General features: G+C 44.3%; 25 protein-coding genes, 2 tRNA genes and 1 rRNA gene. 26 read left to right on the top strand and 2 right to left on the bottom strand.

Annotated elements, in window-relative coordinates:
- Window positions 1–15: 15 nt before the first annotated feature.
- The 5 genes from H8716_RS10445 (at window position 16) to H8716_RS10425 (ending at window position 5944) form a co-directional block, all read left to right on the top strand.
- A complete protein-coding gene (locus H8716_RS10445) occupies window positions 16–1203 on the top strand; it encodes a pyridoxal phosphate-dependent aminotransferase (RefSeq protein ID WP_249308740.1) in 1188 nt (395 codons plus the stop codon).
- Between the two features lie 64 nt (window positions 1204–1267).
- Window positions 1268–2320 (top strand): histidinol-phosphate transaminase, encoded by a 1053-nt coding sequence (gene hisC / locus H8716_RS10440; RefSeq protein WP_249308736.1) that lies wholly within the window; start codon window positions 1268–1270, stop codon window positions 2318–2320.
- A 33-nt stretch (window positions 2321–2353) separates the two neighbouring features.
- Window positions 2354–3139, top strand: coding sequence for a class I SAM-dependent DNA methyltransferase (locus H8716_RS10435; protein WP_249308735.1), 786 nt, complete (start codon window positions 2354–2356; stop codon window positions 3137–3139).
- On the top strand, window positions 3132–4013 hold the full coding sequence (gene hslO / locus H8716_RS10430; protein WP_249308734.1) for an Hsp33 family molecular chaperone HslO: 882 nt from the start codon (window positions 3132–3134) through the stop codon (window positions 4011–4013). Before H8716_RS10435 ends, hslO begins: the two co-directional genes overlap by 8 nt.
- A gap of 17 nt (window positions 4014–4030) precedes the next feature.
- A complete protein-coding gene (locus tag H8716_RS10425; RefSeq protein ID WP_249308733.1) occupies window positions 4031–5944 on the top strand; it encodes an NAD(+) synthase in 1914 nt (637 codons plus the stop codon).
- 42 nt (window positions 5945–5986) lie between these two features.
- Here the strand turns inward: H8716_RS10425 and H8716_RS10420 are convergent, their stop codons facing one another.
- A complete protein-coding gene (locus H8716_RS10420) occupies window positions 5987–6418 on the bottom strand; it encodes a hypothetical protein (RefSeq protein ID WP_249308732.1) in 432 nt (143 codons plus the stop codon).
- 118 nt (window positions 6419–6536) lie between these two features.
- Between H8716_RS10420 and H8716_RS10415 the strand changes: the two genes are divergently transcribed.
- The 4 genes from H8716_RS10415 (at window position 6537) to H8716_RS10400 (ending at window position 10090) form a co-directional block, all read left to right on the top strand.
- Window positions 6537–7958 carry a spore germination protein gene (locus H8716_RS10415; protein WP_249308730.1) on the top strand — a complete coding sequence of 474 codons (1422 nt, stop codon included), beginning with the start codon at window positions 6537–6539 and terminating at the stop codon, window positions 7956–7958.
- Window positions 7959–8039: 81 nt separating this feature from the next.
- Window positions 8040–8444, top strand: coding sequence for a hypothetical protein (locus H8716_RS10410; RefSeq protein WP_249308729.1), 405 nt, complete (start codon window positions 8040–8042; stop codon window positions 8442–8444).
- A gap of 197 nt (window positions 8445–8641) precedes the next feature.
- A complete protein-coding gene (hisA, locus tag H8716_RS10405; protein ID WP_249308728.1) occupies window positions 8642–9421 on the top strand; it encodes a phosphoribosylformimino-5-aminoimidazole carboxamide ribotide isomerase in 780 nt (259 codons plus the stop codon).
- 69 nt (window positions 9422–9490) lie between these two features.
- Window positions 9491–10090: a hypothetical protein gene (locus H8716_RS10400; protein ID WP_249308726.1), complete on the top strand. Its 600-nt coding sequence runs from the start codon at window positions 9491–9493 to the stop codon at window positions 10088–10090.
- Between the two features lie 51 nt (window positions 10091–10141).
- Here the strand turns inward: H8716_RS10400 and hpf are convergent, their stop codons facing one another.
- Window positions 10142–10672, bottom strand: coding sequence for a ribosome hibernation-promoting factor, HPF/YfiA family (gene hpf / locus H8716_RS10395; RefSeq protein WP_249308724.1), 531 nt, complete (start codon window positions 10670–10672; stop codon window positions 10142–10144).
- A gap of 269 nt (window positions 10673–10941) precedes the next feature.
- Here hpf and secA point away from each other — a divergent pair, with 269 nt between their 5' ends.
- The 17 genes from secA to H8716_RS10310 all read left to right on the top strand — a co-directional run.
- Window positions 10942–13497, top strand: a complete 2556-nt coding sequence (gene secA, locus H8716_RS10390; protein ID WP_249308723.1) for a preprotein translocase subunit SecA — start codon at window positions 10942–10944, stop codon at window positions 13495–13497.
- A gap of 87 nt (window positions 13498–13584) precedes the next feature.
- Window positions 13585–14713 (top strand): peptide chain release factor 2 gene (gene prfB, locus H8716_RS10385; protein ID WP_249308721.1). Its coding sequence is split into 2 segments (ribosomal slippage): window positions 13585–13659 and window positions 13661–14713, totalling 1128 coding nucleotides; the frame shifts between segments, so codons are not numbered across the junction.
- Window positions 14714–14725: 12 nt separating this feature from the next.
- Window positions 14726–15940, top strand: a complete 1215-nt coding sequence (locus H8716_RS10380; protein ID WP_249308719.1) for an SPFH domain-containing protein — start codon at window positions 14726–14728, stop codon at window positions 15938–15940.
- A 10-nt stretch (window positions 15941–15950) separates the two neighbouring features.
- Complete coding sequence (locus H8716_RS10375) at window positions 15951–17018, top strand: TFIIB-type zinc ribbon-containing protein (protein WP_249308718.1); 1068 nt, start codon at window positions 15951–15953, stop codon at window positions 17016–17018.
- A complete protein-coding gene (locus tag H8716_RS10370; RefSeq protein WP_249308717.1) occupies window positions 17012–17848 on the top strand; it encodes a TPM domain-containing protein in 837 nt (278 codons plus the stop codon). Before H8716_RS10375 ends, H8716_RS10370 begins: the two co-directional genes overlap by 7 nt.
- Before the next feature lie 26 nt (window positions 17849–17874).
- Complete coding sequence (locus H8716_RS10365; protein ID WP_249308716.1) at window positions 17875–18318, top strand: ACT domain-containing protein; 444 nt, start codon at window positions 17875–17877, stop codon at window positions 18316–18318.
- 35 nt (window positions 18319–18353) lie between these two features.
- Window positions 18354–20507 (top strand): Tex family protein, encoded by a 2154-nt coding sequence (locus H8716_RS10360; protein WP_249308714.1) that lies wholly within the window; start codon window positions 18354–18356, stop codon window positions 20505–20507.
- 1 nt (window position 20508) lies between these two features.
- On the top strand, window positions 20509–21135 hold the full coding sequence (locus H8716_RS10355; RefSeq protein ID WP_249308713.1) for an NUDIX hydrolase: 627 nt from the start codon (window positions 20509–20511) through the stop codon (window positions 21133–21135).
- On the top strand, window positions 21116–21535 hold the full coding sequence (gene tsaE / locus H8716_RS10350; protein WP_249308712.1) for a tRNA (adenosine(37)-N6)-threonylcarbamoyltransferase complex ATPase subunit type 1 TsaE: 420 nt from the start codon (window positions 21116–21118) through the stop codon (window positions 21533–21535). Before H8716_RS10355 ends, tsaE begins: the two co-directional genes overlap by 20 nt.
- Window position 21536: 1 nt before the next feature.
- The gene (gene tsaB, locus H8716_RS10345; protein ID WP_249308711.1) at window positions 21537–22253 is read left to right on the top strand and encodes a tRNA (adenosine(37)-N6)-threonylcarbamoyltransferase complex dimerization subunit type 1 TsaB; all 717 of its coding nucleotides are present in this window, start codon (window positions 21537–21539) and stop codon (window positions 22251–22253) included.
- Window positions 22246–22719 (top strand): ribosomal protein S18-alanine N-acetyltransferase, encoded by a 474-nt coding sequence (rimI, locus tag H8716_RS10340; RefSeq protein WP_249308710.1) that lies wholly within the window; start codon window positions 22246–22248, stop codon window positions 22717–22719. The genes tsaB and rimI overlap by 8 nt, the downstream gene beginning before the upstream one ends.
- Window positions 22720–22771: 52 nt before the next feature.
- Window positions 22772–22978, top strand: a complete 207-nt coding sequence (locus tag H8716_RS10335; RefSeq protein ID WP_249308705.1) for a hypothetical protein — start codon at window positions 22772–22774, stop codon at window positions 22976–22978.
- A 74-nt stretch (window positions 22979–23052) separates the two neighbouring features.
- The gene (locus H8716_RS10330; protein WP_249308703.1) at window positions 23053–23970 is read left to right on the top strand and encodes a ribonuclease Z; all 918 of its coding nucleotides are present in this window, start codon (window positions 23053–23055) and stop codon (window positions 23968–23970) included.
- A gap of 5 nt (window positions 23971–23975) precedes the next feature.
- Window positions 23976–25004 carry a tRNA (adenosine(37)-N6)-threonylcarbamoyltransferase complex transferase subunit TsaD gene (gene tsaD, locus H8716_RS10325; RefSeq protein WP_249308700.1) on the top strand — a complete coding sequence of 343 codons (1029 nt, stop codon included), beginning with the start codon at window positions 23976–23978 and terminating at the stop codon, window positions 25002–25004.
- 169 nt (window positions 25005–25173) lie between these two features.
- Window positions 25174–25259: transfer RNA gene (locus H8716_RS10320), tRNA-Ser, on the top strand.
- 28 nt (window positions 25260–25287) lie between these two features.
- Window positions 25288–25376, top strand: a tRNA-Ser gene (locus tag H8716_RS10315).
- A 204-nt stretch (window positions 25377–25580) separates the two neighbouring features.
- Window positions 25581–25802, top strand: a 16S ribosomal RNA gene (locus H8716_RS10310); the annotation flags it as partial.

Raw genomic sequence — 25802 nt, 5'->3', positions numbered from 1 at the left:
GCAGGAGGAAGAAAAATGATTTCAGAGAAAATGACAGCAATGGTAAAAAACAGCTCGGCAATCCGGGCAATGTTTGAAGAAGGTAAAATCATGGCCGCAAAATATGGCGCGGAAAATGTATATGATTTCAGCCTGGGTAATCCCAATGTCCCGGCACCGGAGGCAGTAAAGCAGGCAATTGAGAACATTCTGCAGGAAGAAGATCCGCTGATGGTACATGGATATATGAGCAATTCCGGCTATGAAGATGTACGTGCTGCCATTGCTGATTCTCTGAATCAGCGTTTTGGAACGAAGTTTCATCAGGAAAATATTCTGATGACAGTAGGTGCGGCAGGCGGACTGAATGTGGTGATGAAGACACTGCTGAATCCGGGAGAAGAAGTGCTTACCTTTGCACCTTATTTCGGAGAATACCGTTCCTATGTATCCAATTATGAAGGAATTTTAAGAGCAGTTCCGGCAAATACTGTAGACTTCCAGCCAAATCTGGAACAGTTCGAAGCGATGATCTGTGAAAAGACCAAGGCAGTTATCGTGAATTCACCGAATAATCCTACCGGTGTGGTATATTCAGAAGCAACCATCCGGAAGATGGCGGCAATTCTGGAGAAGAAAGAAAAAGAATACGGAACCAGTATTTATCTGGTATCGGACGAACCGTACAGAGAACTGGCATACGATGGAGTAGAAGTGCCGTATCTGACAAAGTATTATCACAATACCATTGTAGGATATTCCTACAGCAAGTCCTTATCACTTCCAGGGGAACGTATTGGCTATCTGGTCATTCCGGATGAGGCAGATGACAGTGAAACAATTATCGGGGCGGCCAATGTGGCAAATCGTATTCTGGGTTATGTAAATGCACCGTCGCTGTTCCAGAGAGTCATTGCAAAATGCCTGGATGCAAAAGTAGATCTGGAATATTATAACAGGAATCGCAAGACTTTGTATGAAGGTCTGGTGAAGGCAGGATTTTCCTGTGTTAAGCCGGAAGGCGCCTTTTATCTGTGGATGAAGTCACCGGTTGAAGATGATAAGGCATTCTGCGAGGCAGCAAAAAAATATCATTTGCTGATCGTACCGGGATCTTCCTTTGGAGGATCTGGCTATGTGAGACTGGCATACTGCGTATCTTACGAGACCATCTGCAATGCATTGCCAAAATTTGAAGAACTTGCAGCAGAATATAAGCTGTAAGAGTGCGTGACACGTGACTGCACGTGTATTTTGAGATATAAGTAGAGAGATGAGGAGAATAGTAATGAGTATCTGGGAAGAAAATGTAAGAAAAGTAATACCCTATACACCTGGAGAACAGCCGGATTTTCCGGATATGATCAAATTAAATACCAATGAGAATCCATATCCGCCATCACCATTGGTAAAGAAAGCTCTGGAGGAAATGGAACTGAATTCCATGCGTCTCTATCCTGCACCGGCAGCAGATGCGCTGGTAGAGGAACTGGCAGAAGCTTATCATGTCAAAAAAGAACAGGTATTTGTGGGCGTTGGTTCCGATGATGTGCTGGCTATGGCGTTTCTCACATTTTTTAATTCAGAGAAACCGATTCTGTTTCCGGATATTACATATTCTTTTTATGATGTATGGGCAGACCTGTTCCGCATACCGTATGAACAGCTTCCGTTAAATGAGGACTTTGCCATTGTACCGGAAGATTACATGAAGGAAAATGGCGGAATTATTTTCCCGAACCCGAATGCACCAACCGGTGTGGAGATGCCATTTGAAGAAGTGGAGAAAATCATTGCCTATAATCCGGAATCAGTAGTGATTATTGACGAGGCATACGTGGATTTTGGAGCAGCATCTGTTCTTCCGCTCATTGAAAAATATGAAAACCTTTTGGTGGTACAGACTACATCCAAGTCCAGATCCATGGCGGGAATGCGTATTGGATACGCTTTTGGAAGCGAGAAACTGATTCATTATCTGAACGATGCAAAATATTCCTTTAACTCCTACACCATGAACCGTCCAAGTCTGGTGCTGGGAAGTGCGGCTATCCGGGATCAGGAATATTTCCGGAAGATCACAGGGAAGATCATGGCAACCAGAGAATGGACAAAGAAGGAACTGAAGCGTCTGGGCTTTACCTTCCCGGATTCTAAGACAAACTTTATTTTTGCAACACATGAGAAAGTGCAGGCAAAAGAACTTTTTGAAGCATTAAAAGAGCAGCACATTTTTGTGCGTTACTTTAACAAACCGAGAATAGACAACTATCTGCGTATTACAATCGGGACAGATGAGCAGATGAAAAAGCTGATTGATTTTCTGGAGCAGTATCTGTAAGAAAGGCTCCTGAAGCAGATAAGAGAGGAAAACATGAAAGAAGAACGGACAGCATACGAGGAGTTCGCTTCTGTATATGATATGTTCATGGAAGATATTCCATACGAAGACTGGCTGGAAAATGTATGCAGAATCCTGTCAGATCAGGGCATCCGGGACGGCCTTGTATTAGAACTGGGGTGCGGTACGGGGACATTTACCGAACTGCTTGCCAGACAGGGGTACGATATGATTGGCGTAGATTCCAGTGCACAGATGCTGGAACGGGCAATGGAGAAGAAGGATCAGTCTGGATTGGATATCCTGTATCTGCTTCAGGATATGCGGGCATTTGAACTGTATGGTACGGTAAGAGCGGCAGTCAGCGTCTGTGACTCCATGAATTATATTTTGTCAGAAGAAGATTTAGAGCAGGTATTTGCCTGTGTGAACAATTATCTGGATCCGGAAGGGATCTTTGTATTTGATTTAAAGACCATACATTATTTCCGGGATGTCTGCGGAGACTGTGTACTTGCAGACAGCAGGGAAGAGGGCAGCTTTATCTGGGAAAATAACTGGTATGAAGAAGAACAGATGAATGAGTATGATCTTACCCTGTTTATACGGGAAGCATCCGGCCTGTACCGGAGAGAACAGGAACTCCATGATCAGAGAGGATATGAGATCACGACCGTATGTCAGGCACTGGAACGTGCAGGCATGAGGTTTGTTACGGTTCTGGATGCAGATACTATGCAGGAACCGACGGACTTCAGCGAACGGATCTATGTAGTAGCGCGGGAACACGGAAAAAAGAAAGGAACAGAACATGTCTGATTATATAGTAAGAGCAACAGCGGCAGACAGCCAGATCAGGGCTTTTGCTGCGACAACAAGAGATATGGTAGAATATGCCAGAAATGCACATAATACAAGCCCTGTAGCAACAGCAGCACTGGGAAGACTTATGACTGCAGGTGCTATGATGGGAAGTATGATGAAGGGGGATGAAGACGTCCTGACCCTTCAGATCAAGGCTGGCGGCCCTTTAAAGGGAATTACCGTAACAGCAGATTCCCACGGGAATGTAAAAGGATACGTGGGTAATCCAAATGTTGTTATTCCGGCAAATGCCAGAGGCAAGCTGGATGTGGCAGGTGCAGTTGGACCGGGATTTTTGAACGTCATCAAAGATATGGGAATGAAGGAACCATATTCCAGCCAGACCATGTTACAGACCTGCGAGATCGCAGAAGACCTGACCTATTATTTTGCAACCTCAGAGCAGGTTCCATCGGCAGTGGGACTTGGTGTACTTATGAATAAAGAAAATACCGTGCGTCAGGCAGGCGGATTTATTATCCAGCTGATGCCTTTTGCAGAGGAGAGAGTGATTGCCGCATTGGAGCAGAAGATCCAGAATGTTACTTCTGTGACTGCTATGCTGGATGCGGGAAATACACCGGAACAGATTCTGGAAAATCTGCTGGGAGATCTGGGAGTAGAATTCACAGACACACTGGAGACCAGATTTCACTGCAACTGTTCCAAGGAACGGGTGTCTAAGGCAATTATCAGTATCGGTAAAAAGGAACTGCAGAGTATGATCGATGACGGAGAGGAGATCGAAGTGAACTGTCATTTCTGCAACACCAATTATAAATTTTCTGTAGAAGAACTGGAAGCACTGAAAAAAGAGGCAACGCGTTAGGCAGATAGGAGACCAACATGAAACATGGGTTTGTAAAAGTGGCGGCGGCAACGCCGGATATTAAGGTGGCAGACTGTATTTATAATGCACAGTCCATATGCAGTGACATGAAAAAAGCAGCAGAACAGGGAGCGAAGATTGTAGTATTCCCGGAACTGTGCCTGACCGGTTATACCTGCAGCGATCTGTTCTGGCAGGAGCGGATGCTGGATGCTGCAAAAGAGGGACTGAGAAAGATCATAAAAACATCTCTTACACTGGACGGGCTGTTTTTTGTTGGATTGCCATGGGAATTGAACCAGAAACTGTACAATGTGGCAGCGGCTGTCAGTAACGGAGAACTTCTTGGACTGGTACCGAAAAAGTATCTGCCCAATTATGCGGAATTTTATGAAGCACGTCATTTCACACCTGGAAAAGAAGACGTGGAATGGGTAACCTTTGATGGACAGGAAGTGCCGTTTGGCATGCATCAGCAATTCCACTGTGCAGAAATACCGGGGCTGATTGTAGCAGCAGAGATTTGTGAGGATCTCTGGGTACCGAATCCACCCAGTGTGGCAGCAACCATGGCGGGAGCTACAGTGATAGTAAACCTGTCTGCCAGCAATGAGAATACAGGTAAGAGTCTGTATCGTACAGCTCTGGTGCAGAACCAGTCAGCACGGCTGATCTGTGGATATATCTATGCCAGCGCAGGAGAAGGAGAATCCACCACAGATCTGGTGTTCTCCGGACATAACCTGATTGTGGAAAACGGCACTGTTTTAAAACAGTCACAGAGATTTAAAAATGAGATGATCTATAGTGAACTGGATATTCACAAGCTGCGCAGTGAACGCAGACGTATGACTACTTATCAGGTAGATGGTTCTTATGAATATACCGATATTGAATTCCATCTGAAAAAAACAGAGACGGAACTGACCAGGTATGTGGATCCGAATCCATTCGTACCATCAGACAAGTCAGACAGAGAGCGCAGATGCGAAGAGATCCTGACCATTCAGGCACTGGGACTGAAAAAGAGAATGGCTCATACCGGCTGTAAGTCTGTGGTAGTGGGCATATCGGGAGGACTGGATTCCACACTGGCACTGCTGGTAATGGCAAAAGCAGTAGATATGCTTGGTCTGCCGAGAACCAGTATTCTGTCAGTCACCATGCCATGCTTTGGTACTACGGATCGTACCTATAACAATGCCTGTGAACTGACCAGAAAACTGGGAGCAACCTTAAAAGAAGTCAACATTCAGGAGGCAGTAAAGAAGCATTTTGTGGATATCGGACAGGATCCGGATAGACATGATGTGACTTATGAAAATTGCCAGGCGAGAGAACGTACCCAGGTGCTGATGGATCTGGCGAATCAATCAGGCGGCATGGTAGTGGGAACCGGAGATCTGTCTGAACTGGCTTTAGGCTGGGCAACCTATAATGGGGATCATATGTCTATGTACGCAGTGAATACATCCATTCCGAAGACACTGGTGCGTCATCTGGTAAAATACTATGCAGATACATGTGGGGATCCGCAGCTTGAACGGGTATTGGTGGATGTGTTGGATACACCGGTCAGCCCGGAACTTCTGCCTCCGGAGAATGGCACGATTTCTCAGAAGACAGAAGATCTGGTAGGGCCTTATGAACTCCATGACTTCTTCCTGTATCATATGATGCGTTACGGAGAAGAACCGGAAAAAGTATACCGTCTGGCAAAGTATGCTTTTCAGGGGGTATATTCCGATGAAGTCATCCTGAAATGGCTGCGTACATTTTACTGGAGATTTTTCACGCAGCAGTTTAAGCGTTCCTGCCTGCCGGATGGCCCGAAGGTAGGAAGTGTGGCAGTATCTCCGAGAGGAGATCTGCGTATGCCAAGTGATGCCAGCATTCAGATCTGGAAAGAACAGCTGGATCATCTGGCATAAAACAGGCAGCATACGGCGATGCTTTATGCCAGAAGCCCGGAACTATGGGGTTTCGGCAATGTTCAGTGCCGAGCGGATGGCACTGAGCAGCATCTGTGAGGTGTATTGACTGCTTTTCTCATAATAGATATTATCCAGGGATTGTGTATCACAGATCTGCCGGGCAAGCTGGTCCAGAGACGGCTGCATCAGAGGATACATGGCAGATACACTATCATTGATATTGCGAAAACCGATACTGTGGATACCGGCATGATCTGCACGCACTTCCACATCCATGACGGCATCCTGCAGTGTAATCTGAGAGGTATAGATGCCAGGTGCAAAAGTAGGTACAGTATTCTGACTGTTTCTGGAAGCAGGAAGAAACATCAGAACAGCCAGAATTATCAGAATCACACCCAGTGCCAGAAAAAGCAGTGTATAGATACATTCACGTCTCCTGAAAAGCAGAATTTTAGTTTTGGAACTCATAACGGGCTCTCCTTTGAAACAGGAATTTTGTTTTTATATCATATGCAGAAAAATAACGGAATAAAACAGCTCCTTTGGGGAAACACTTAGAAAGTGAATAACCCAAAGGAGTTTTTTGATGGAAAAAAAGATATCCACAGATTTATATGAAAATACCAGAATACTGTATGAACTGCTTCGGGCAGATCAGAATTTTGATATGATTTTCCGGCCGGTGCAGGTGGGAGACCGCCCTGCGTGCCTGTATTTTATCAATGGATTCGTAAAAGATGAGGTGCTGGAAAAGCTGCTGGAGTTTTTCTATTCTCTGACGCCGGAGGATCTGCCCCAGAACAGCGAAGAGCTGACACAGAGCCAGATCCCTTATGGAGATGTGCAGCTTCTGACAGATCTGAATGAGGTGGTCTATGCAGTGCTTGCAGGAATGGCATGTCTTCTGATTGACGGATACGATGCCTGTTTTACCATAGACTGCCGCAGTTATCCAATGCGTAGTATCAGTGAACCGGATAAAGATAAGGCGCTGAGAGGATCCAGAGACGGATTTGTGGAAACTCTGGTATATAATACGGCGCTGATCCGGAGACGTATCCGAAGCAAAGACCTGGTGATAGAACAATATCAGGCAGGGGAAGCTTCCAGAACCGATATTGTGCTGTGTTATATGGCAGGACGGGCAGATGCGCATCTGGTGGAAGGATTGAGAGAACGCATTCATGAACTGAAAGTGGATGCCCTTCCCATGAATCAGGAGAGTCTGGCAGAGGTACTCTATAAAGGAAAATGGATCAATCCGTTTCCGAAGTTCAAATACACAGAACGCCCAGACGCTGCAGCAGCATCCCTGCTGGATGGGAAAGTATTGATTTTGATTGATAATGCACCCTCGGCAATGATACTGCCGGCGACCCTGCTGGATATTATGGAAGAGGCGGATGATTATTATTTTCCACCGATAACCGGAAGCTATCTTCGGATCAGCCGTCTGATCATTGCCATACTGACACTGTTCCTGACTCCGTTGTGGCTGCTTTTGTTGGAACATCCCCAGTGGATTCCTGCCGGGATGGAATTCATTCAGGTCGAAGGCGTCATTCATATACCGGTAATCTGGCAGCTTCTGTTTCTGGAATTTGCCATCGACGGATTGAAGCTGGCTGCCATCAATACGCCCAATACCCTGTCCACGCCTCTGAGCGTGATTGCCGGTATTGTAGTGGGAGAATTTGCGGTACAGTCCGGCTGGTTTAATTCCGAAGCCATGCTGTATATGGCATTCGTTGCCATTGCCAATTATACCCAGTCTAATTTTGAACTTGGATATGCGTTAAAATTTATGAGACTGATGCTGCTGGTGCTGACAGAACTCTTTGCATTGCCGGGATTTATTGTGGGAGTACTGGCGGTATGCTTTTTTATCGCATCCAATAAGACAGTATCCGGAAAAAGTTATCTTTATCCACTGTTTCCGTTTTCGGGAAGACAGCTTAAGCGGAGAGTTCTGAAGGAGCAGACGAGGGAAAAAAGACGCAGAAACTGACAGAAGAAAGGTATAAATCAGAAAAAAGGTGAGATATTACTAAGGAAAACAAATTTAACGAACCGGAAAAGGAGATGCGTTATGAGAAATATGAAAAAGATACTGGCAGGATGTCTGCTGGTCATGACCGTCAGTATGGTGATGGTAGGATGCGGGAATAACAATGACAACAATACAACCGGAACAGAAACGACCGCGGGTACCAATGAAAATGGAAATATCAATGATGGTGTAACGGAAAGAAATACAATTCAGAATGACGGTGCAGAAAACAGGAACAACACAGCAAATACAGGCAACATCAATAACGGCAGTCAGAACAATGCCAATGACAATGCAGATGGCGGCGTGCTGGAAGATGTGGGAGCCGGCATTGGCGAAGCAGGCGATGATATAATTGACGGAGCGGCAGATGCAGTAGACCGTCTGGCAGATGACGGCATCGACAGCGAGAATACCGGAAATACAGATACAGGAGTACAATAAGAGATGGAAAACCAGTGGCAGAATGAAGAGGTATTTTGCCACTGGTTTTCTTTCGTTATGGAATCGGAAATTTGGGTACCAGACTTAAGCTGAATATGATAGAATAAAACGATATCAGGATTATAGTAACTGCTCAGTACCTTCACAGTGGCTACTGAATAGTTAATAATTATCATATCAAATCGGAGGTACAACAGATGGAGTTCAGACCATGCATTGATATACATAACGGAAAAGTAAAACAGATTGTAGGCGGATCACTGAAGGATCAGGGGGATCAGGCAAAAGAAAACTTCGTAGCAGAACAGGACGCGGCCTTTTATGCTGAATTTTACAAAAAAGACGGAATCCGGGGCGGCCATGTAATTCTGCTGAATGCCAGAGATTCGGAATATTATGAACGGACAAAAGCACAGGCGCTGGATGCACTGGGTGCCTATCCGGGAGGTCTTCAGATTGGAGGTGGTATCTGCACAGAGAATGCGGAAGAGTTTTTAAGAGCAGGTGCATCCCATGTCATCGTAACCAGTTATGTTTTTAAAGATGGGAAAATCAATTATGATAACCTGGAAAAACTGAAAAAAGAAGTGGGAAAAGCGCATCTGGTTCTGGACTTAAGCTGCCGGAAAAGAGAAGATGCGTATTATATTGTTACAGATCGCTGGCAGAAGTTTACCAGTGTGCAGCTGACCCGGGCAGTGCTGGACGAGCTTGCAGATTATTGCAGCGAGTTTCTGATTCATGCAGTAGACGTGGAAGGTAAGGCATCCGGCATTGAAAAACCGCTGGCAGCCATGCTGGGAGAATGGAACCGGATTCCGGTAACCTATGCCGGGGGTGTAGGATCCTATGAAGATCTGATGACTCTGAAAGAACTGGGACAGAACCATGTGAATGTGACTGTAGGAAGTGCACTGGATCTGTTCGGCGGGCAGATGGAATACCGCAGGGTGTTGGAATTGTGCAGAAAATTGTAAAAAGGATTGTGTTTCACAAATAAAATGTCTATACTGAAAATATAAGAAAAAAGAAAAGAGGGATGGAGAATGAAAAGAAAAAAATGGAACAAAATGGTGTTAATGTGTCTTTGCTTTATACTTGCTCTGGCAGTTCCGGTATCTGCGGCACCTGGAAAAGCAAAGCAGAAGAAGATTTACAGGGAATTCATACAGAAAAAAACAGTATCAATGTCTTCGACATATATGCTGAATGGAAAAAAATGGACCGGAAAAACCAGATTCAAAATAGATGCATTTGTACTGCTTGATATGAATAAAGACGGAACATATGAATTATTTACAACAGATAACAGTTACAATAAAAGCAGAAAAGTAGTTTACAATAGAGTATTTACTATAAACAAAAAAGGAAAGATTGTATATCTGGGTGACTTTGAAAATTCAACAGAACTGTATAAACAACAGAGAAAGATATTTTACAATTATAAGAAAAAGGGAGTTGTTGAACAGGCATATCTGTACCATTCCAAATGCAATGCCTTGAAAACGCTGAGCAATAAATATGGACTTTTAAATACGGATATCAGATATGTTTACAATAAACCATACAGTTCCCTGGTTAAGAACATTAAAGCATATCCGTATATTACGAATAATGCAGCGAATAGAAATAAATATTTAAAATAAAAATCATCCCGTGGAAAAATCCCACGGGATGAATCATGTCTGTGATTCGATTTAGTGCTCTGGAATGATCATGCCGTAAGTGCCGCCCTTACGCTTGTACACAACATTAACTTCATCACTCTCTGCATTATGGAACATGTAAAAATTATGTCCGAGAAGCTCCATCTGAATGCAGGCATCTTCCGGATACATTGGTTTCATCTCGATCTCCTTGGTACGGATAATCTTAATCTCTTCCGGTTCGATGTTCTCTTCTTTTTCAAGGAATTCTCTGCGGAAATTGCCGCCGTCCTGCTGCTTGGCTACCAGTTTGTTTTTATATTTACGGAGCTGACGCTCAATCACTTCCTCTACAAGATCAATAGAAACATACATATCGTTGCTGACCTGTTCGGAACGGATAATATGTCCCTTGACAGGGATGGTTACTTCGATCTTCTGACGTTCCTTCTCAATACTCATGGTCACATTCACTTCTGTGTCCGGTGTAAAATACCGTTCCAGCTTTCCAAGCTTGTCAATAACAGTGTTCTTTAAGCCCTCTGTAACTTCCAGATTCCTTCCGCTGATGATAAACTTCATATGTTCAGCCTCCTTTAATCAGATACCATAAAAAGTATCCAGAATAATTTAGAAAACACATAACTGTTCAGAACCCACTGTCCTGTGAAGATACTGAACAGATAGGAAAACACAGGTTTTCTGGTAATTACAGTGTAGCACATTTTTCGTTTCACCGCAATCTTATGAAAATATTTATTGTGCAAAAACGGGAATAGTGTTAAGATAATGGGTAGTATCGGCAGAAGCACCTTTGCTTCTGCAAGTAACAGAGACTTAGGAGAGTAAGAATGAATTTTATTGAAAAAGTGTTTGGTACACACAGCGACCGTGAGCTGAAGAGAATCAAGCCACTGGTTGATAAAGTAGAAGCACTTCGTCCAACCATGCAGGCATTGACAGACGAGCAGCTTCGCGCAAAGACTCAGGAATATAAAGACAGACTGGCAAATGGAGAGACACTGGATGACCTGCTTCCGGAAGCATATGCTACTGTCCGTGAGGGTGCAAAGCGTGCCATCGGACTGGAGCATTACCGTGTACAGATCATTGGTGGTATCATTCTTCATCAGGGGCGTATTGCTGAGATGAGAACCGGTGAAGGTAAAACTCTTGTTTCCACACTCCCTGCATATTTAAATGCGCTGGAAGGAAAGGGTGTGCATATCGTTACTGTCAATGATTACCTGGCAAAGCGAGATGCAGAATGGATGGGAAAGGTTCATGAATTCCTTGGACTGACTGTCGGTGTAGTATTAAATGACATGGATAATGACGAGCGTCGTAAACAGTACGCCTGTGATATCACATACATTACCAATAACGAGCTGGGATTTGATTATCTGCGTGATAACATGGTTATTTACAAGGAACAGCTTGTACAGAGAGAACTTCATTATGCCATCATCGATGAGGTGGACTCTGTATTGATCGATGAAGCCAGAACACCTCTGATTATTTCAGGCCAGAGTGGAAAGTCTACCAGATTATATGAAGTGGCAGATATTCTGGCACGTCAGCTTCAGAAAGGTGAGGCCAGCGGAGAAGTGACCAAGATGACAGCCATCATGGGTGAAGAGATTACAGAGACCGGCGACTTTATTGTAAATGAGAAAGATAAAGTGGTTACACTGACTCAGGAAGGTGTAGAGAAGGTAGAGAAGTTCTTTAACATTGAGAACCTGGCAGATGCAGAGAATCTGGAGATCCAGCACAATGTGGATCTGGCACTGCGTGCTAACTATCTGATGTTCCGTGACCAGGATTATGTTGTAAAAGATGATCAGGTCATGATTGTAGACGAATTTACCGGACGTATCATGCCGGGAAGACGTTATTCAGACGGTCTGCATCAGGCAATCGAAGCGAAAGAGCATGTAAAGGTAAAACGTGAGAGCAAGACACTTGCTACTATTACATTCCAGAACTTTTTCAATAAGTATAATAAGAAGTCTGGTATGACAGGTACTGCGCTTACCGAAGAGAAAGAATTCCGTGATATCTATGGTATGGACGTTGTAGTGATCCCGACGAACCGTCCGGTTGCCAGAGTGGATCTGGATGATGCGGTTTACATGACCAAGAAAGAGAAATATCGTGCAGTAGTGGATGAGATTGAGAAAGCACATGCCAAGGGACAGCCGGTTCTGGTTGGTACCATTACCATTGATATTTCCGAACTGTTAAGCGGCATGCTGAAAAAGAGAGGCATTCCTCATAAAGTGCTGAATGCCAAGTTCCATGAGCTGGAAGCAGAGATTGTAGCAGATGCCGGTGTACATGGAGCAGTTACCATAGCCACCAACATGGCAGGCCGTGGTACGGATATCAAGCTGGATGATGTTTCTAAGGAACTGGGTGGACTGAAGATTATTGGTACAGAGCGACACGAGTCCAGACGTATTGACAATCAGTTACGTGGACGTTCCGGACGTCAGGGAGACCCTGGTGAATCCAGATTCTACATCTCATTGGAAGATGATCTGATGAGACTGTTCGGATCTGAACGTCTGATGAATATGTTCCGTTCTCTGGGCGTGGCTGAGAATGAGCAGATCGAGCACAAGATGCTTTCTTCTGCCATCGAAAAGGCACAGGAGAAGATCGAGACCAATAACTACGGAATCCGTAAGAACCTGTTGGAATACGATCAGGTGAATAACGAACAGCGTGAGATTATCTACAAAGAAAGACGCCGTGTACTGGATGGCGAGAGCATGAGAGATTCTGTTCTGAAGATGATCCGGGATGTGACTGGAAAATACGTGGATATGTGCAATGAAGTGGAAAACGGAATGAACATTCAGGAACTGAACCGTATCCTGATTCCGATTATTCCGGTAAAACCACTGACAGAAGAAGATGCAAAGCTTTCTGTTTCAGAACTGAAAGACAAGCTGGAAAAAGAAGCCATTGCTCTTTATGAGGAAAAAGAGAAGATCTTCCCGACGCTGGATGAGATGCGTGAGTTTGAGCGTGTGGTAATTCTGAAAGTCATTGACCGCAAGTGGATGGATCACATTGATGATATGGATCAGCTGCGTCAGGGTATCGGTCTTCAGGCATATGGACAGAAGGATCCTCTGGTAGAATACAAGATGAGCGGATTTGAGATGTTCGATGAGATGCTTTCTGGTATTCAGGAAGATACCTTAAGACTGATCTTCCATGTCCGTGTGGAAGAAAAAGTAGAACGTGAGGAAGTTGCGAAAGTAACCGGTACCAACAAAGATGATACTGTTGCCAATGCACCAAAGAAACGTACAGAAGAAAAAGTATATCCGAATGATCCGTGCCCGTGTGGAAGCGGAAAGAAATACAAACAGTGCTGCGGACGTAAAAAATAAAAAGATGCAGACTGCCGCAGACAGAAACTGCCTGTTGCAGTCTGCATTTTGTTATGGCAACGAGAAAATAGGAAAGAAGGTGACAGAGTGGTCGAATTAGATCAGTTCAAGTATACGCTTGGCACATATGAAAAACCATTACTGGAAGTGAGGGATTCACTTTGACCTGGCTAACAAGGAAAAGCGAATCGAAGAATTAGAAAGAAAGATGGAAGAACCGGACTTTTGGGATGATCCGGAACAGTCTCAGGAGTTTATGAAAAAGTTAAAGTCCATGAAGGACGATATTGCAACCTATCATACCCTGCAGGAGCAGTATGAGGAGATTGAGACACTGATCGAAATGGCAGAGGAAGAGAATGATACTTCTCTGCTAGATGAGATTCAGACAACACTGGATGAATTCACAACAGCTTTTGACAATATCCGAATCAAAACCCTGCTTTCAGGCGAATATGACAATGTGAATGCCATTGTATCCCTGCATGCCGGAGCCGGCGGAACAGAATCCTGCGACTGGGCAGGCATGCTGTACCGTATGTATACCAGATGGGCAGATAAAAAAGGCTATGAAGTAGAGGTTATCGATTATCTGGATGGAGATGAGGCCGGAATTAAGTCCGTTACCTTTGAGGTGAGGGGAGAAAATGCCTATGGCTATCTGAAGGCAGAAAAAGGTGTACACCGGCTGGTGCGTATTTCACCGTTTAATGCTGCAGGCAAGCGACAAACATCTTTTGTACAATGTGATGTGATGCCGGATATCGAAGAGGATCTGGATGTGGAGATCAAAGATGACGATATCCGCATTGATACGTATCGTTCCAGTGGTGCCGGTGGACAGCACATTAACAAGACATCTTCCGCGATCCGTATCACGCATATTCCGACCGGAATAGTAGTGCAGTGTCAGAATGAGCGGTCGCAGTTCCAGAACAAGGATAAGGCAATGCAGATGTTAAAGGCAAAGCTGTATCTGTTGAAGCAGCAGGAGAATGCAGAGAAAGCATCTGGCATCCGTGGAGAGAAAAAAGAGATGGGATGGGGAAATCAGATCCGTTCCTATGTCATGCAACCATATACTATGGTAAAAGATCACAGAACAAATGCAGAAACAGGAAATGTAGACAGTGTACTGGATGGGAACATTGATTTATTTATCAATGCATATTTAAAATGGATTGCCCTCGGAAATGAAAAAGAAGAGGAACAGTAAAGGAGGATAAAGATGGGAATTATCAGAACAGCAATTGGAGCAGCCACAGGCAGTATAAGATCAGGATTTCAGGATCAGTTTTTAGAAGCCATTGAACCGGAGGAAATGGATGCCCAGACCGTGTTTACCAGAGGTGTTATGGTCAGAAAAGGATCAAACAGACCAACAACAGATGTGATATCCGACGGCTCTGTGATCCATGTATACGACAATCAGTTTATGATTCTGGTAGACGGTGGCAAGATTATCGATTACACCGCAGAACCTGGATACTATACAGTAAGTAATTCCTCAGCACCATCGATGTTTAACGGACAGTTCGACGAGGCTTTGAAAGAAACATTTTCCAGATTCAAATTCGGTGGAACGACACCGGTATCTCAGAAAGTATTTTATATTAATTTACAGGAGATCAAAGGAATCAAATTCGGTACCCGCAATGCAGTAAACTATTTTGATAATTTTTATAATGCGGAACTGTTTCTGCGCGCACACGGAACGTACTCCATTAAGATTACAGATCCACTGAAGTTTTATACAGAAGTAGTACCAAAGAATGCACAGCGCGTTGAAATTGAAGAAATCAATGACCAGTACCGCAGTGAATTCCTGGAAGCGCTGCAGTCATCCATTAACCGTATGTCTGCAGAAGGAATGCGTATTTCTTTTGTGACATCCAAGGCAATGGAACTGGGAAGATATATGGCAGATGTGCTGGATGATCAGTGGACTAAGACACGCGGTATGGAGATTCAGGCAGTAGGAATTGCCAGCATTTCCTATGATGAAGAGTCTCAGAAGCTGATCAATATGAGAAATCAGGGGGCAATGATGTCAGATCCTTCTGTAAGAGAAGGGTTCGTGCAGTCTTCCATTGCCCGTGGAATGGAAGCAGCAGGTTCCAATGCCAATGGTGCAGCAGCCGGGTTTATGGGCATGGGAATGGGCATGGGAGCAGCAGGCAGCTTTATGGGGCAGGCTTCTCAGACGAATATGCAGCAGATGCAGATGAATCAGATGGCACATCAGCAGGCAATGATGCAGCAGCAGACAGCTCAGCCGCAGCAGCCACAGGCAGCGGGCTGGACCTGCGGTTGCGGAGCAGTTAATACAGGAAACTTCTGTTCTAATTGTGGCAAGCCAAAGCCATCAGCAGAATGGACCTGTTCCTGTGGAAATGTAAACAAAGGTAATTTCTGCTCTAATTGTGGAAAACCAAAAGCATAAGGAGTAGAATATGGCAGTTGTTACGTTTAAATGTCCGAACTGCGGAGGAGATCTGCAGTTCGATCCTGCTTCACAGAAATTTCAGTGCGAATACTGTTCTTCTGAATTCACACAGGAAGAAGCTGCTGCAGCGAATCAGCAGGCAACAGAATCAAAACAGCAGGAAGAGAAGGATGAGAGTAAGAATGACAGAGAAGCATTTGAAGAAGCAGATCTGTATCTGTGCCCAAGCTGCGGAGCGGAGATTGTGACCGATGCAACTACAGCCGCTACCTTTTGTTTCTATTGCCACAATCCGGTGATTCTTCAGGGAAAACTCTCCGGACAATACCGTCCGGATAAGATCATTCCATTTGCCGTAGATAAAAAAGAGGCAGTGGACAGCTTCCTGAAGTATGTGAAGAAAAAGCGATTTATTCCCAGAAATTTTTTCTGCAAAGAGCAGATCGAAAAGATCAGTGGAATCTACTTTCCGTTTTGGCAGTATGACTGTAAGACAGAAGGTGGCTGGCACGGAGAGGCAAAGAGAATTCGTGTCTACCGGACCGGAGATATGGAACATACGGAAACAAAGGTATATCATCTGGATCGTGAAGCGGAAGTGGAGTTCCGTGAACTGACCAGAAATGCACTGAACAAAGAAAACAGACAGCTGGTAGAGGCAGTACAGCCTTTCCGCCTGGAAGAAACCAAAGATTTTTCTATGGAATATCTGAGCGGTTTTCTGGCAGAAAAAAGAGATATTGAAAAATCTGATCTGGCAGAGGAATTACATAAAGAAGTGCAGAAGCATTCAGCAGATATGGTAAAAAGCAGTGTGCATGGCTATGATACCGTTTCATCTCTGGAAAGTGAGTTCCATATTCAGGGCGAAAACTGGAAATATCTGCTCGTTCCGGTATGGGTGCTTACCTATCGTGGAAAGAACGATAAGATCTATTATTACGCAATGAACGGACAGACACGGAAAATCAGCGGTGAACTTCCGATTGATAAGAAAAAAGTAATAAAACTGTTTTTTGGTGTGTTTGCAGTAGTGTTCCTGCTTATGCTGTTGGGAGGATATTGGGGATGGTAGAGAGATACAGGTCAAAAAGAAAGATCTCTTTCATATGGCTGACACTGTGTATATGGCTGTGTCTGTCTGGCATGACAGCATATGCAGAATGTCTGGTACAGGATGACGCACAGCTTTTTTCTGACAGTGAAGTGCAGCAGATAGAGACTCTTGCAAAAGAGATAGAAACTTCCTGGCAGATGAATGTATTGGTTATGACTTGTGATGATGCAGATGGCAGGGAATCCAATGAAGTATTGGAAGAGACCTACGAAGAATATGGTCTGGAGAGCAATGATGCAAAAGGCGGAATTGCACTGATTATCGATATGGATAACCGGGAACTGAACCTGGTGACAGAACGTGATATGATCCATTATATTACTGATTACAGGGAGGAAAGTATCTATGACGTGGCACAGAAGTATGCATCAGACGGGGAATATGGCGAGGCAATGACAGCCATGCTGGAGAAGACGCTGGAGTATATGAAGAGCGGTATCCCGGAGAATCAATATTCGTATGATACAGAGACCGGAGAGATTACGTACTATCACAGTCTGACCGGGGAAGATGTCCTGATGGCATTTCTGGGAGCATTGCTGGCAGCTGCACTTGTAACGGTAATTTTGTACAGAAGTTATAAGATTGTAAAAAAATACCGGTATTCCACAGAACAGAATGCCAGACTGACAATTACGGCACAGAATGACCATTTTGTGCGTCAGTTTGAGACACATCGCAAGATTGAAAATGAGTCGTCCGGTGGAGGCGGAGACAGTGGAAGAACATCTACACACAGTTCTTCAGGCGGACATACATATGGTGGCGGCAGTGGACGTGGATTCTGAAGAAGCTGCCACATAAAGGAGTGAATATGAAAGGAAAAGAACAGTTTTATGTTGTAAAGGAAAAGGCAGTACCGGAAGTTCTGCTGAAAGTGGTAGAAGCAAAAAAGCTTCTGGAGACCGGACGTGCTGCTACGGTTCAGGAAGCCTCTGATATGACAGGGATCAGCCGTAGTTCATTTTACAAATATAAAGATGATATCGCGCTTTTCCATGAAAACACAAAAGGGAAAAAAATCACATTTGTAATACAGATGGATGACCAGCCAGGGTTGTTGTCAGATGTTCTGAAAGTAATTGCAGAATATCACGCTAATATTCTGACCATCCATCAGACAATACCGGTCAATGGAGTCGCTTCGCTGACACTTTGCGTGGATATTTTACCGACGACAGGGAACTCAATGGCCCTGTTTACCGATATTGAGAATCTGACAGGGGTACACTATTTGAAGATTCTGGCGAGCGAATAAAAGCAATAAAAAGAAAACAGGTGGAAACAAAAAACATGGATATTATAAAGAAAATTGCTTCCGAACTGGAAGTACAGGCATGGCAGGTAGAGGCTGCTGTAAAATTAATTGATGAGGGCAATACCATACCATTTATTGCCAGATACCGTAAGGAAGCAACCGGAACGCTGGATGATGAACAGCTTCGTAAATTACACGAAAGACTGGTATACCTGCGCAACCTGGAAGAAAAGAAGCAACAGGTGCTGGCAAGCATTGAAGACCAGGGTAAGCTGACAGAAGAACTGAAGAAAAAGATCCTGGAGGCGCAGACTCAGGTACTGGTAGAGGACTTATACCGTCCATATCGTCCGAAGAGAAGGACGCGTGCTACTATTGCTAAAGAAAAGGGACTGGAAGGGCTTGCTAATATTATTTTGCTTCAGATGACGAAAAAGCCACTGGAAGAAGAAGCCAAAGCTTATCTGAATGAAGAGAAAGAGGTATGCACGGTTCAGGATGCAATAAATGGAGCAAAGGATATTCTTGCCGAGAGCATTTCAGATGAAGCGGCATATCGTACCAGAATACGTGAGATGACAGAAAAAGAAGGTGTTCTGACAGCAGAAGCCAAGGACGAAAAGGCAGAGTCTGTCTATGAAATGTATTATCATTTTCAGGAGCCGGTATCCAAACTGGCGGGACATCGTGTGTTGGCACTGAATCGCGGAGAAAAAGAAAAGTTCCTGAATGTGAAGCTGGAAGCACCGGAAGAACGCATTTTAAGATATCTGGAAAAGCAGATAATCAAAAAAGAGAATCCAAATACAACGGATATCCTGAAAGAAGTGGCAGAAGACAGCTACAGACGTCTGATTGCACCGGCAATTGAACGAGAGATCCGCAATGCATTGACAGAAAACGCGGAAGAAGGAGCCATCAATGTTTTTGGAAAGAATCTGCAGCAGCTGCTGATGCAGCCTCCGATTGCAGGACAGGTAGTATTGGGCTGGGACCCGGCATTCCGTACCGGATGTAAGCTGGCAGTTGTAGATCCTACCGGAAAAGTGCTTGATACCACAGTGGTATACCCGACTGCACCGACAAATGAGAAAAAGATACGGGCTGCAAAAGATAAAGTAAAAGAATTTATCGACAAATATCATATTACGTTGATTTCAGTAGGAAACGGAACTGCTTCCAGAGAGTCTGAACAGGTGATTGTGGAACTTCTGAAGGAGATATCCACACCGGTACAGTATGTCATTACGAATGAAGCGGGAGCATCTGTATATTCGGCCAGTAAGCTGGCAACAGAAGAATTCCCGAATTTTGACGTGGGACAGAGAAGCGCCGCATCCATTGCCCGAAGAGTACAGGATCCATTAGCTGAGCTGGTCAAGATAGATCCAAAGTCTATCGGGGTAGGCCAGTATCAGCACGATATGAACCAGAAAAAGCTGGGCGAGACTTTATGCGGTGTGGTAGAAGACTGCGTAAATAAGGTCGGAGTAGACTTAAATACTGCGTCAGCTTCTCTTTTGGAATATATTTCCGGTGTCAGTAAGGTGATCGCAAAAAATATCGTAATATACCGTGAAGAAAACGGACAGTTTGTGGATCGTAAGCAGCTTCTGAAGGTTGCGAAGCTGGGACCGAAGGCATATGAACAGTGTGCCGGATTTATGAGAATCCAGGGCGGTAAGAATCCACTGGATCAGACCAGTGTGCATCCGGAAAGTTACCATGCAGCAGAACTTTTGCTGGAAAAACTGGGTTACACCACAGCAGATATTACTGACCGTAAGCTGGAAGGCTTATCAAAAAAGATCAAAGACTATAAGAAACTGGCAGAGGAACTGGAGGTTGGCGAGATTACCTTGCGCGATATTGTCAAAGAACTGGAAAAACCAGCCCGTGACCCGCGTGATGAGATGCCAAAACCAATCCTGCGTACTGATGTTTTGGAAATGAAGGATTTGACACCTGGCATGGTGTTAAAGGGAACCGTGCGAAATGTTATTGATTTTGGCGTATTTGTAGATATCGGAGTGCATCAGGACGGACTTGTCCACATTTCTCAGCTTACAGATAAGAAATTCGTCAAACATCCTCTGGAAGTTGTGAGTGTGGGGGATATTGTGGAAGTAAAAGTCATGAGCGTAGATCTGAATAAGAAACGAATTCAGTTAACCATGAAAGGCATTTAAAATGGGAAAGATCAGAAGCGTTACAAAAATGACAGATAATCGTTTCCTGAATATGTATTATCTGAATGCGGAAAACCGGCTGGGCGGGGATGTGAATTATTATGTTGCATCCCGCGCATCGGAAGCAGGTCAGATGAAGCTGGCAAAAAAAGATGAGAATCCGGACGGGGTAGCTATCTACAGCCTGTATGGAGAAAAAAGAGATAAAATCGTACTGATTCATCAGTACCGTTATGCAATCGATGATTTTATTTATGAATTCCCGGCAGGTCTGGTGGAAAAGAACGAAGACTATCACAGTGCGGCAATCCGTGAATTAAGGGAAGAAACAGGATTGAAACTGGAGCCTCTTCAGGTACCAGCCTATATGGAAAAACCATTATACACCACGATTGGAATGACAGATGAATGTTGTTCCATGGTCTACGGCTATGCATCCGGAGAGATCAGTACAGAAGGGGAAGAAGACAGCGAAGAAATCGAAGTGGTCTTAGTAGACAGGAAGGAAGCAAGACGGATTCTGAAGGAAGAAAAAGTGGCCATGATGTGTGCCTATATGCTGATGCATTTTATCACCAGCCCGGATCCGTTCTATTTTTTGAAGTGTGATGAAGATAGAGACATTTAGCGAAAAAGAGACGTTCGAATTAGGAAAAAAACTGGGAACAGAAGCGAAACCGGGACAGATATATGCACTTCTGGGTGATCTTGGCGTGGGAAAAACCATACTGACCAAGGGATTCGCAGAAGGTCTTGGTATTACGGAACCGGTGAGCAGTCCTACATTTACTATTGTACAGGTGTATGAAGAAGGCAGAATGCCATTTTATCATTTTGATGTGTACCGCATTGGAGATATAGAGGAAATGGATGAAATCGGATACGAAGACTGCTTTTTCGGAGAGGGCGTATGCCTGGTAGAGTGGGCAAATTTAATTGAAGAAATTATGCCGGAGGAGACGATCTGGATTACGATAGAGAAGGATCTGGAAAAAGGATTTGATTACCGGCGAATAGAGGTGAAATAAGATGAAGGTTCTGGGAATTGACAGCTCAGGGATGGTGGCAAGCGTTGCGGTAGTGGAAGATACACAGATGCTGGCAGAGTATACCATCAACTACAAAAAAACACATTCACAGACACTGCTTCCTATGTTGGATGAGATTGGCAAAATGATTGAGCTGGATCTGTCCACGGTAGATGCAATTGCAGTGGCAGCAGGTCCAGGTTCTTTTACCGGTCTGCGCATCGGTTCTGCAACTGCCAAGGGACTGGGACTGGCATTAAAAAAGCCACTGGTATCCGTCCCGACACTGGAAGGTATTGCGTATAATTTTTGTGGGAGTGATAAACTGGTCTGCCCAATGATGGATGCAAGACGAAGCCAGGTCTATACCGGAATTTATAAGTTCAGCGGAAATGAACTGGAAAAAGTTGAAGATCAAATGGCAGTTCCGGTGGAAGAGATTCTGGCAAAGCTAAATCAGCTTGGACAAGAAGTGGTACTGGCAGGAGACGGAGTGCCTGTTTATCTGGATATAATACAAAAAGAACTGAAAGTGCCATATTTGCTTGCACCTTCACATTTGAACCGCCAGCGTGCAGGAGCAGTGGCGGCTCTTGGTATGCAGTATGCACAGGCAGGGCATCTGGAGACTGCCATGGAACATCAGCCGAATTACCTGAGACTGTCACAGGCAGAAAGAGAAAGGGCAGAAAAACAGGCAGGAGAAAAACATGCCTGAATATAGCCGAGATATTTGTGTCAGGAAAATGACAACAGAAGATTTGACAGAAGTGGCAAGAATCGAAAAAGAGACATTTTCTCTTCCGTGGTCACAACAGGGCTTTGCAGACTCACTTGCGCAGGAGAATACCTGCTATCTGGTGGCATGCATAGGGGAAAAACTGGTAGGATACTGTGGTTTTCTGCAGGTGCTGGATGAGGCAGATATTACAAATGTGGCTGTGGATGCAGCATGCAGGAAATGCGGAGTAGGGGAAAGGATGCTTCTGGAGCTTCTGAAGGCAGGAGAGGACAGAGGTGTACGGGCATTTACACTGGAGGTGCGGGAAAGCAATCTGGCTGCACTTGCTTTATACCAGAAGATAGGATTCGAAACGTGTGGTGTCCGTAAGAATTTTTATGATTTTCCAAAAGAGAATGCAGTGATAATGTGGAAATATCTCCAGTCGTTTCCGATAGGATAAAATGGAGGTTTCCTGTATAATCTTTTTCATCACAGGAAATGGAGGATGAGAGATGAAACAGGAAAAATGCTGTAATATGTGTGGAAAAAAGATTGTAGAGAAACAGGAAGACTGTCTGGAGGTGCAGAAAGAATGGGGATATTTTTCGGAAGAAGACCGGAAAGGGTATCGTTTTTGCATCTGCGAAAATTGTTTTCAGGAGCTTGTGATCCGTTTTGCGATCCCTGTCGAAATGTATGAACAGACAGAACTGATATAAAAACTGTTCAAAAGCTGCTGATCAGGAAGATGTGGCAGGAAGGACAGACATAAGACAGAAAGTATTGGTGCGATATGTTAGATGTATGTTTACTTGGGTGCGGTGGAATGATGCCGCTCCCGTATCGCTGGCTGACTTCGCTGATGATGCGATATAATGGCAGCAGTATTTTAATTGACTGTGGAGAAGGAACACAGATAGCAATCAAAGAAAAAGGGTGGAGTTTTAAACCGATTGATGTGATATGCTTTACACATTATCACGGAGATCATATCAGCGGTCTGCCTGGGCTCCTACTGACGATGGGGAATGCCATGCGCACAGAACCGCTGACTCTGATTGGACCGAAAGGACTGGAACGTGTAGTCAGTGCACTTCGGGTGATTGCACCGGAACTGCCTTTTGAGATAAGGTTTCGAGAGATCCAGGGAGCGGAGCAGGTATTTGAGATGGATGGGTATCGGCTGATAGCATATAGGGTAAATCATAATGTATTATGTTATGGATATTCTATCGAGATAGACAGAGCAGGCAAATTCGATGCATTAAGGGCAAAAGAGCAGGAGATTCCGCTGAAATATTGGAGTCATTTGCAAAAAGGAGAAACCATAGAAGCGGATGGAAAATGTTATACACCTGATATGGTGCTGGGAGCACCAAGAAAGGGGATTAAACTGACATACTGTACAGATACCAGACCGACGCAGTCACTGATTGACAATGCACGTAATGCAGATCTTCTGATTTGCGAAGGTATGTATGGAGAACCAGGCAAAGAAGAAAAAGCAGTCGAGCATAAGCATATGACTTTTATGGAAGCGGCAGAAGTGGCGAAAAAGGCAGATGTCAGTGAAATGTGGCTGACACATTACAGCCCGTCCCTGAACCATCCGGAAGAATATATGAAAACAGTGACAGATATTTTTCCGAATGCATATCCGGGAAAAGATGGAAAATCCACAGAACTCATGTTTGAAGGGGAAGCGAAATAAGCATTATGAAAAACGAAAAAGATGTATTAATACTGGCAATAGAGAGCTCCTGTGATGAAACAGCAGCAGCAGTTATAAAAAACGGAAGAGAAGTGTTATCCAACATTATCTCTTCTCAGATTGCGCTTCATACACTGTATGGGGGCGTAGTGCCGGAAATTGCGTCAAGAAAGCACATTGAAAAGATTAATCAGGTAATAGAAGAAGCCTTGAAGCAGGCAGAAGTAACTTTGGATGATATTGATGCCATAGGTGTAACTTATGGACCTGGGCTGGTAGGAGCGCTTCTTGTCGGTGTGGCAGAAGCAAAAGCTATCAGTTATGCGGCAAAAAAGCCACTGATTGGTGTGCATCATATAGAAGGACATATTTCAGCCAATTATATAGAGAATAAAGATCTGGAGCCGCCGTTTGCCTGCCTGGTGGTATCAGGAGGTCATACGCATCTGGTGGTAGTTGAAGATTATGGAAAATATAAAATCCTTGGACGTACCAGAGATGACGCAGCGGGAGAAGCGTTTGACAAAGTGGCGAGGGCAATTGGTCTGGGATACCCGGGAGGACCAAAGATTGATAAATTATCCAAAGAAGGAAATCCGGAAGCAATCAGTTTTCCAAGAGCGCATATAGCAGAATCTGTATATGATTTCAGTTTCAGCGGGCTGAAATCGGCCGTTTTGAATTATCTGAACGCAGCCAGAATGAAGGGAGAAGAAGTTGTTGCAGCAGATGTGGCAGCATCTTTCCAGAAAGCTGTTACAGATGTACTGGTAGAGCATGCAATGATGGCAGTAAAAGAGTATGGATTTGATAAGCTTGCCATAGCTGGAGGTGTGGCGTCCAACTCGACACTGAGAAAAGAAATGGAAGCAGCCTGTGAAAAAAATCATGTGAAGTTTTATCATCCTTCACCAATTCTGTGTACGGATAATGCAGCCATGATTGGCGCAGCAGCATATTATGAATATCTGGCAGGAACAAGGAGCGGATGGGATCTGAATGCGGTACCGAATCTGAAACTTGGAGAGAGGTAAAAACTATTTTCGCAGCGGTTCAATACCTTGGACAATAAACTGAGCAGCATCCATTTTTTAAGGAATAAAAAAGTTGAAAAAAATGTAAAATTATAGTTGACAAATATAAAACCTGGTGTTAGAATAATTCTTGCCTTTTGAAGTGCAGGAAAACATGAGGCGCTAAAATGGAGAGATATCGAAGTGGTCATAACGAGGCGGTCTTGAAAACCGTTTGTCCGCAAGGGCGCGTGGGTTCGAATCCCACTCTCTCCGTCAACTGAATAAAGTTGAAAATCAGTCTGGAGAAGTACCCAAGAGGCTGAAGGGACACCCCTGGAAAGGGTGCAGGTCGTTAATAGCGGCGCGAGGGTTCAAATCCCTCCTTCTCCGTTAGTCAATGAAAAAATAAAAAAGTAGTTGACAACGCTTTGGACTTGTGATAAAATACAGAAGTTCGAAACGAAAAAGAACCTTGATAATTGAACAGTGAAACAACCTTGAAAGATTCTAAAAGTTAATTCAAGGAACTGACCTTATAAAACAGTAAAAGGGATAAATTAGCTAGACGTTAATTTTGAACTGGATTCAAACATTTTATTTGAGAGTTTGATCCTGGCTCAGGATGAACGCTGGCGGCGTGCTTAACACATGCAAGTCGAGCGAAGCACTTAAGAATGATTCTTCAGATGAATTTTTTTGTGACTGAGCGGCGGACGGGTGAGTAACGCGTGGGTAACCTGCCTCATACAGGGGGATAACAGTTAGAAATGACTGCTAATACCGCATAAGCGCACAGTGCCGCATGGCACCGTGTGA

It is taken from the genome of Jingyaoa shaoxingensis (assembly GCF_014385005.1).
Classification (GTDB): Bacteria; Bacillota; Clostridia; order Lachnospirales; family Lachnospiraceae; genus Marvinbryantia; species Marvinbryantia shaoxingensis.
The sequence above is the reverse complement of the archived record's forward strand: the minus strand, read 5'-3'. Positions and strand labels throughout refer to the sequence as shown.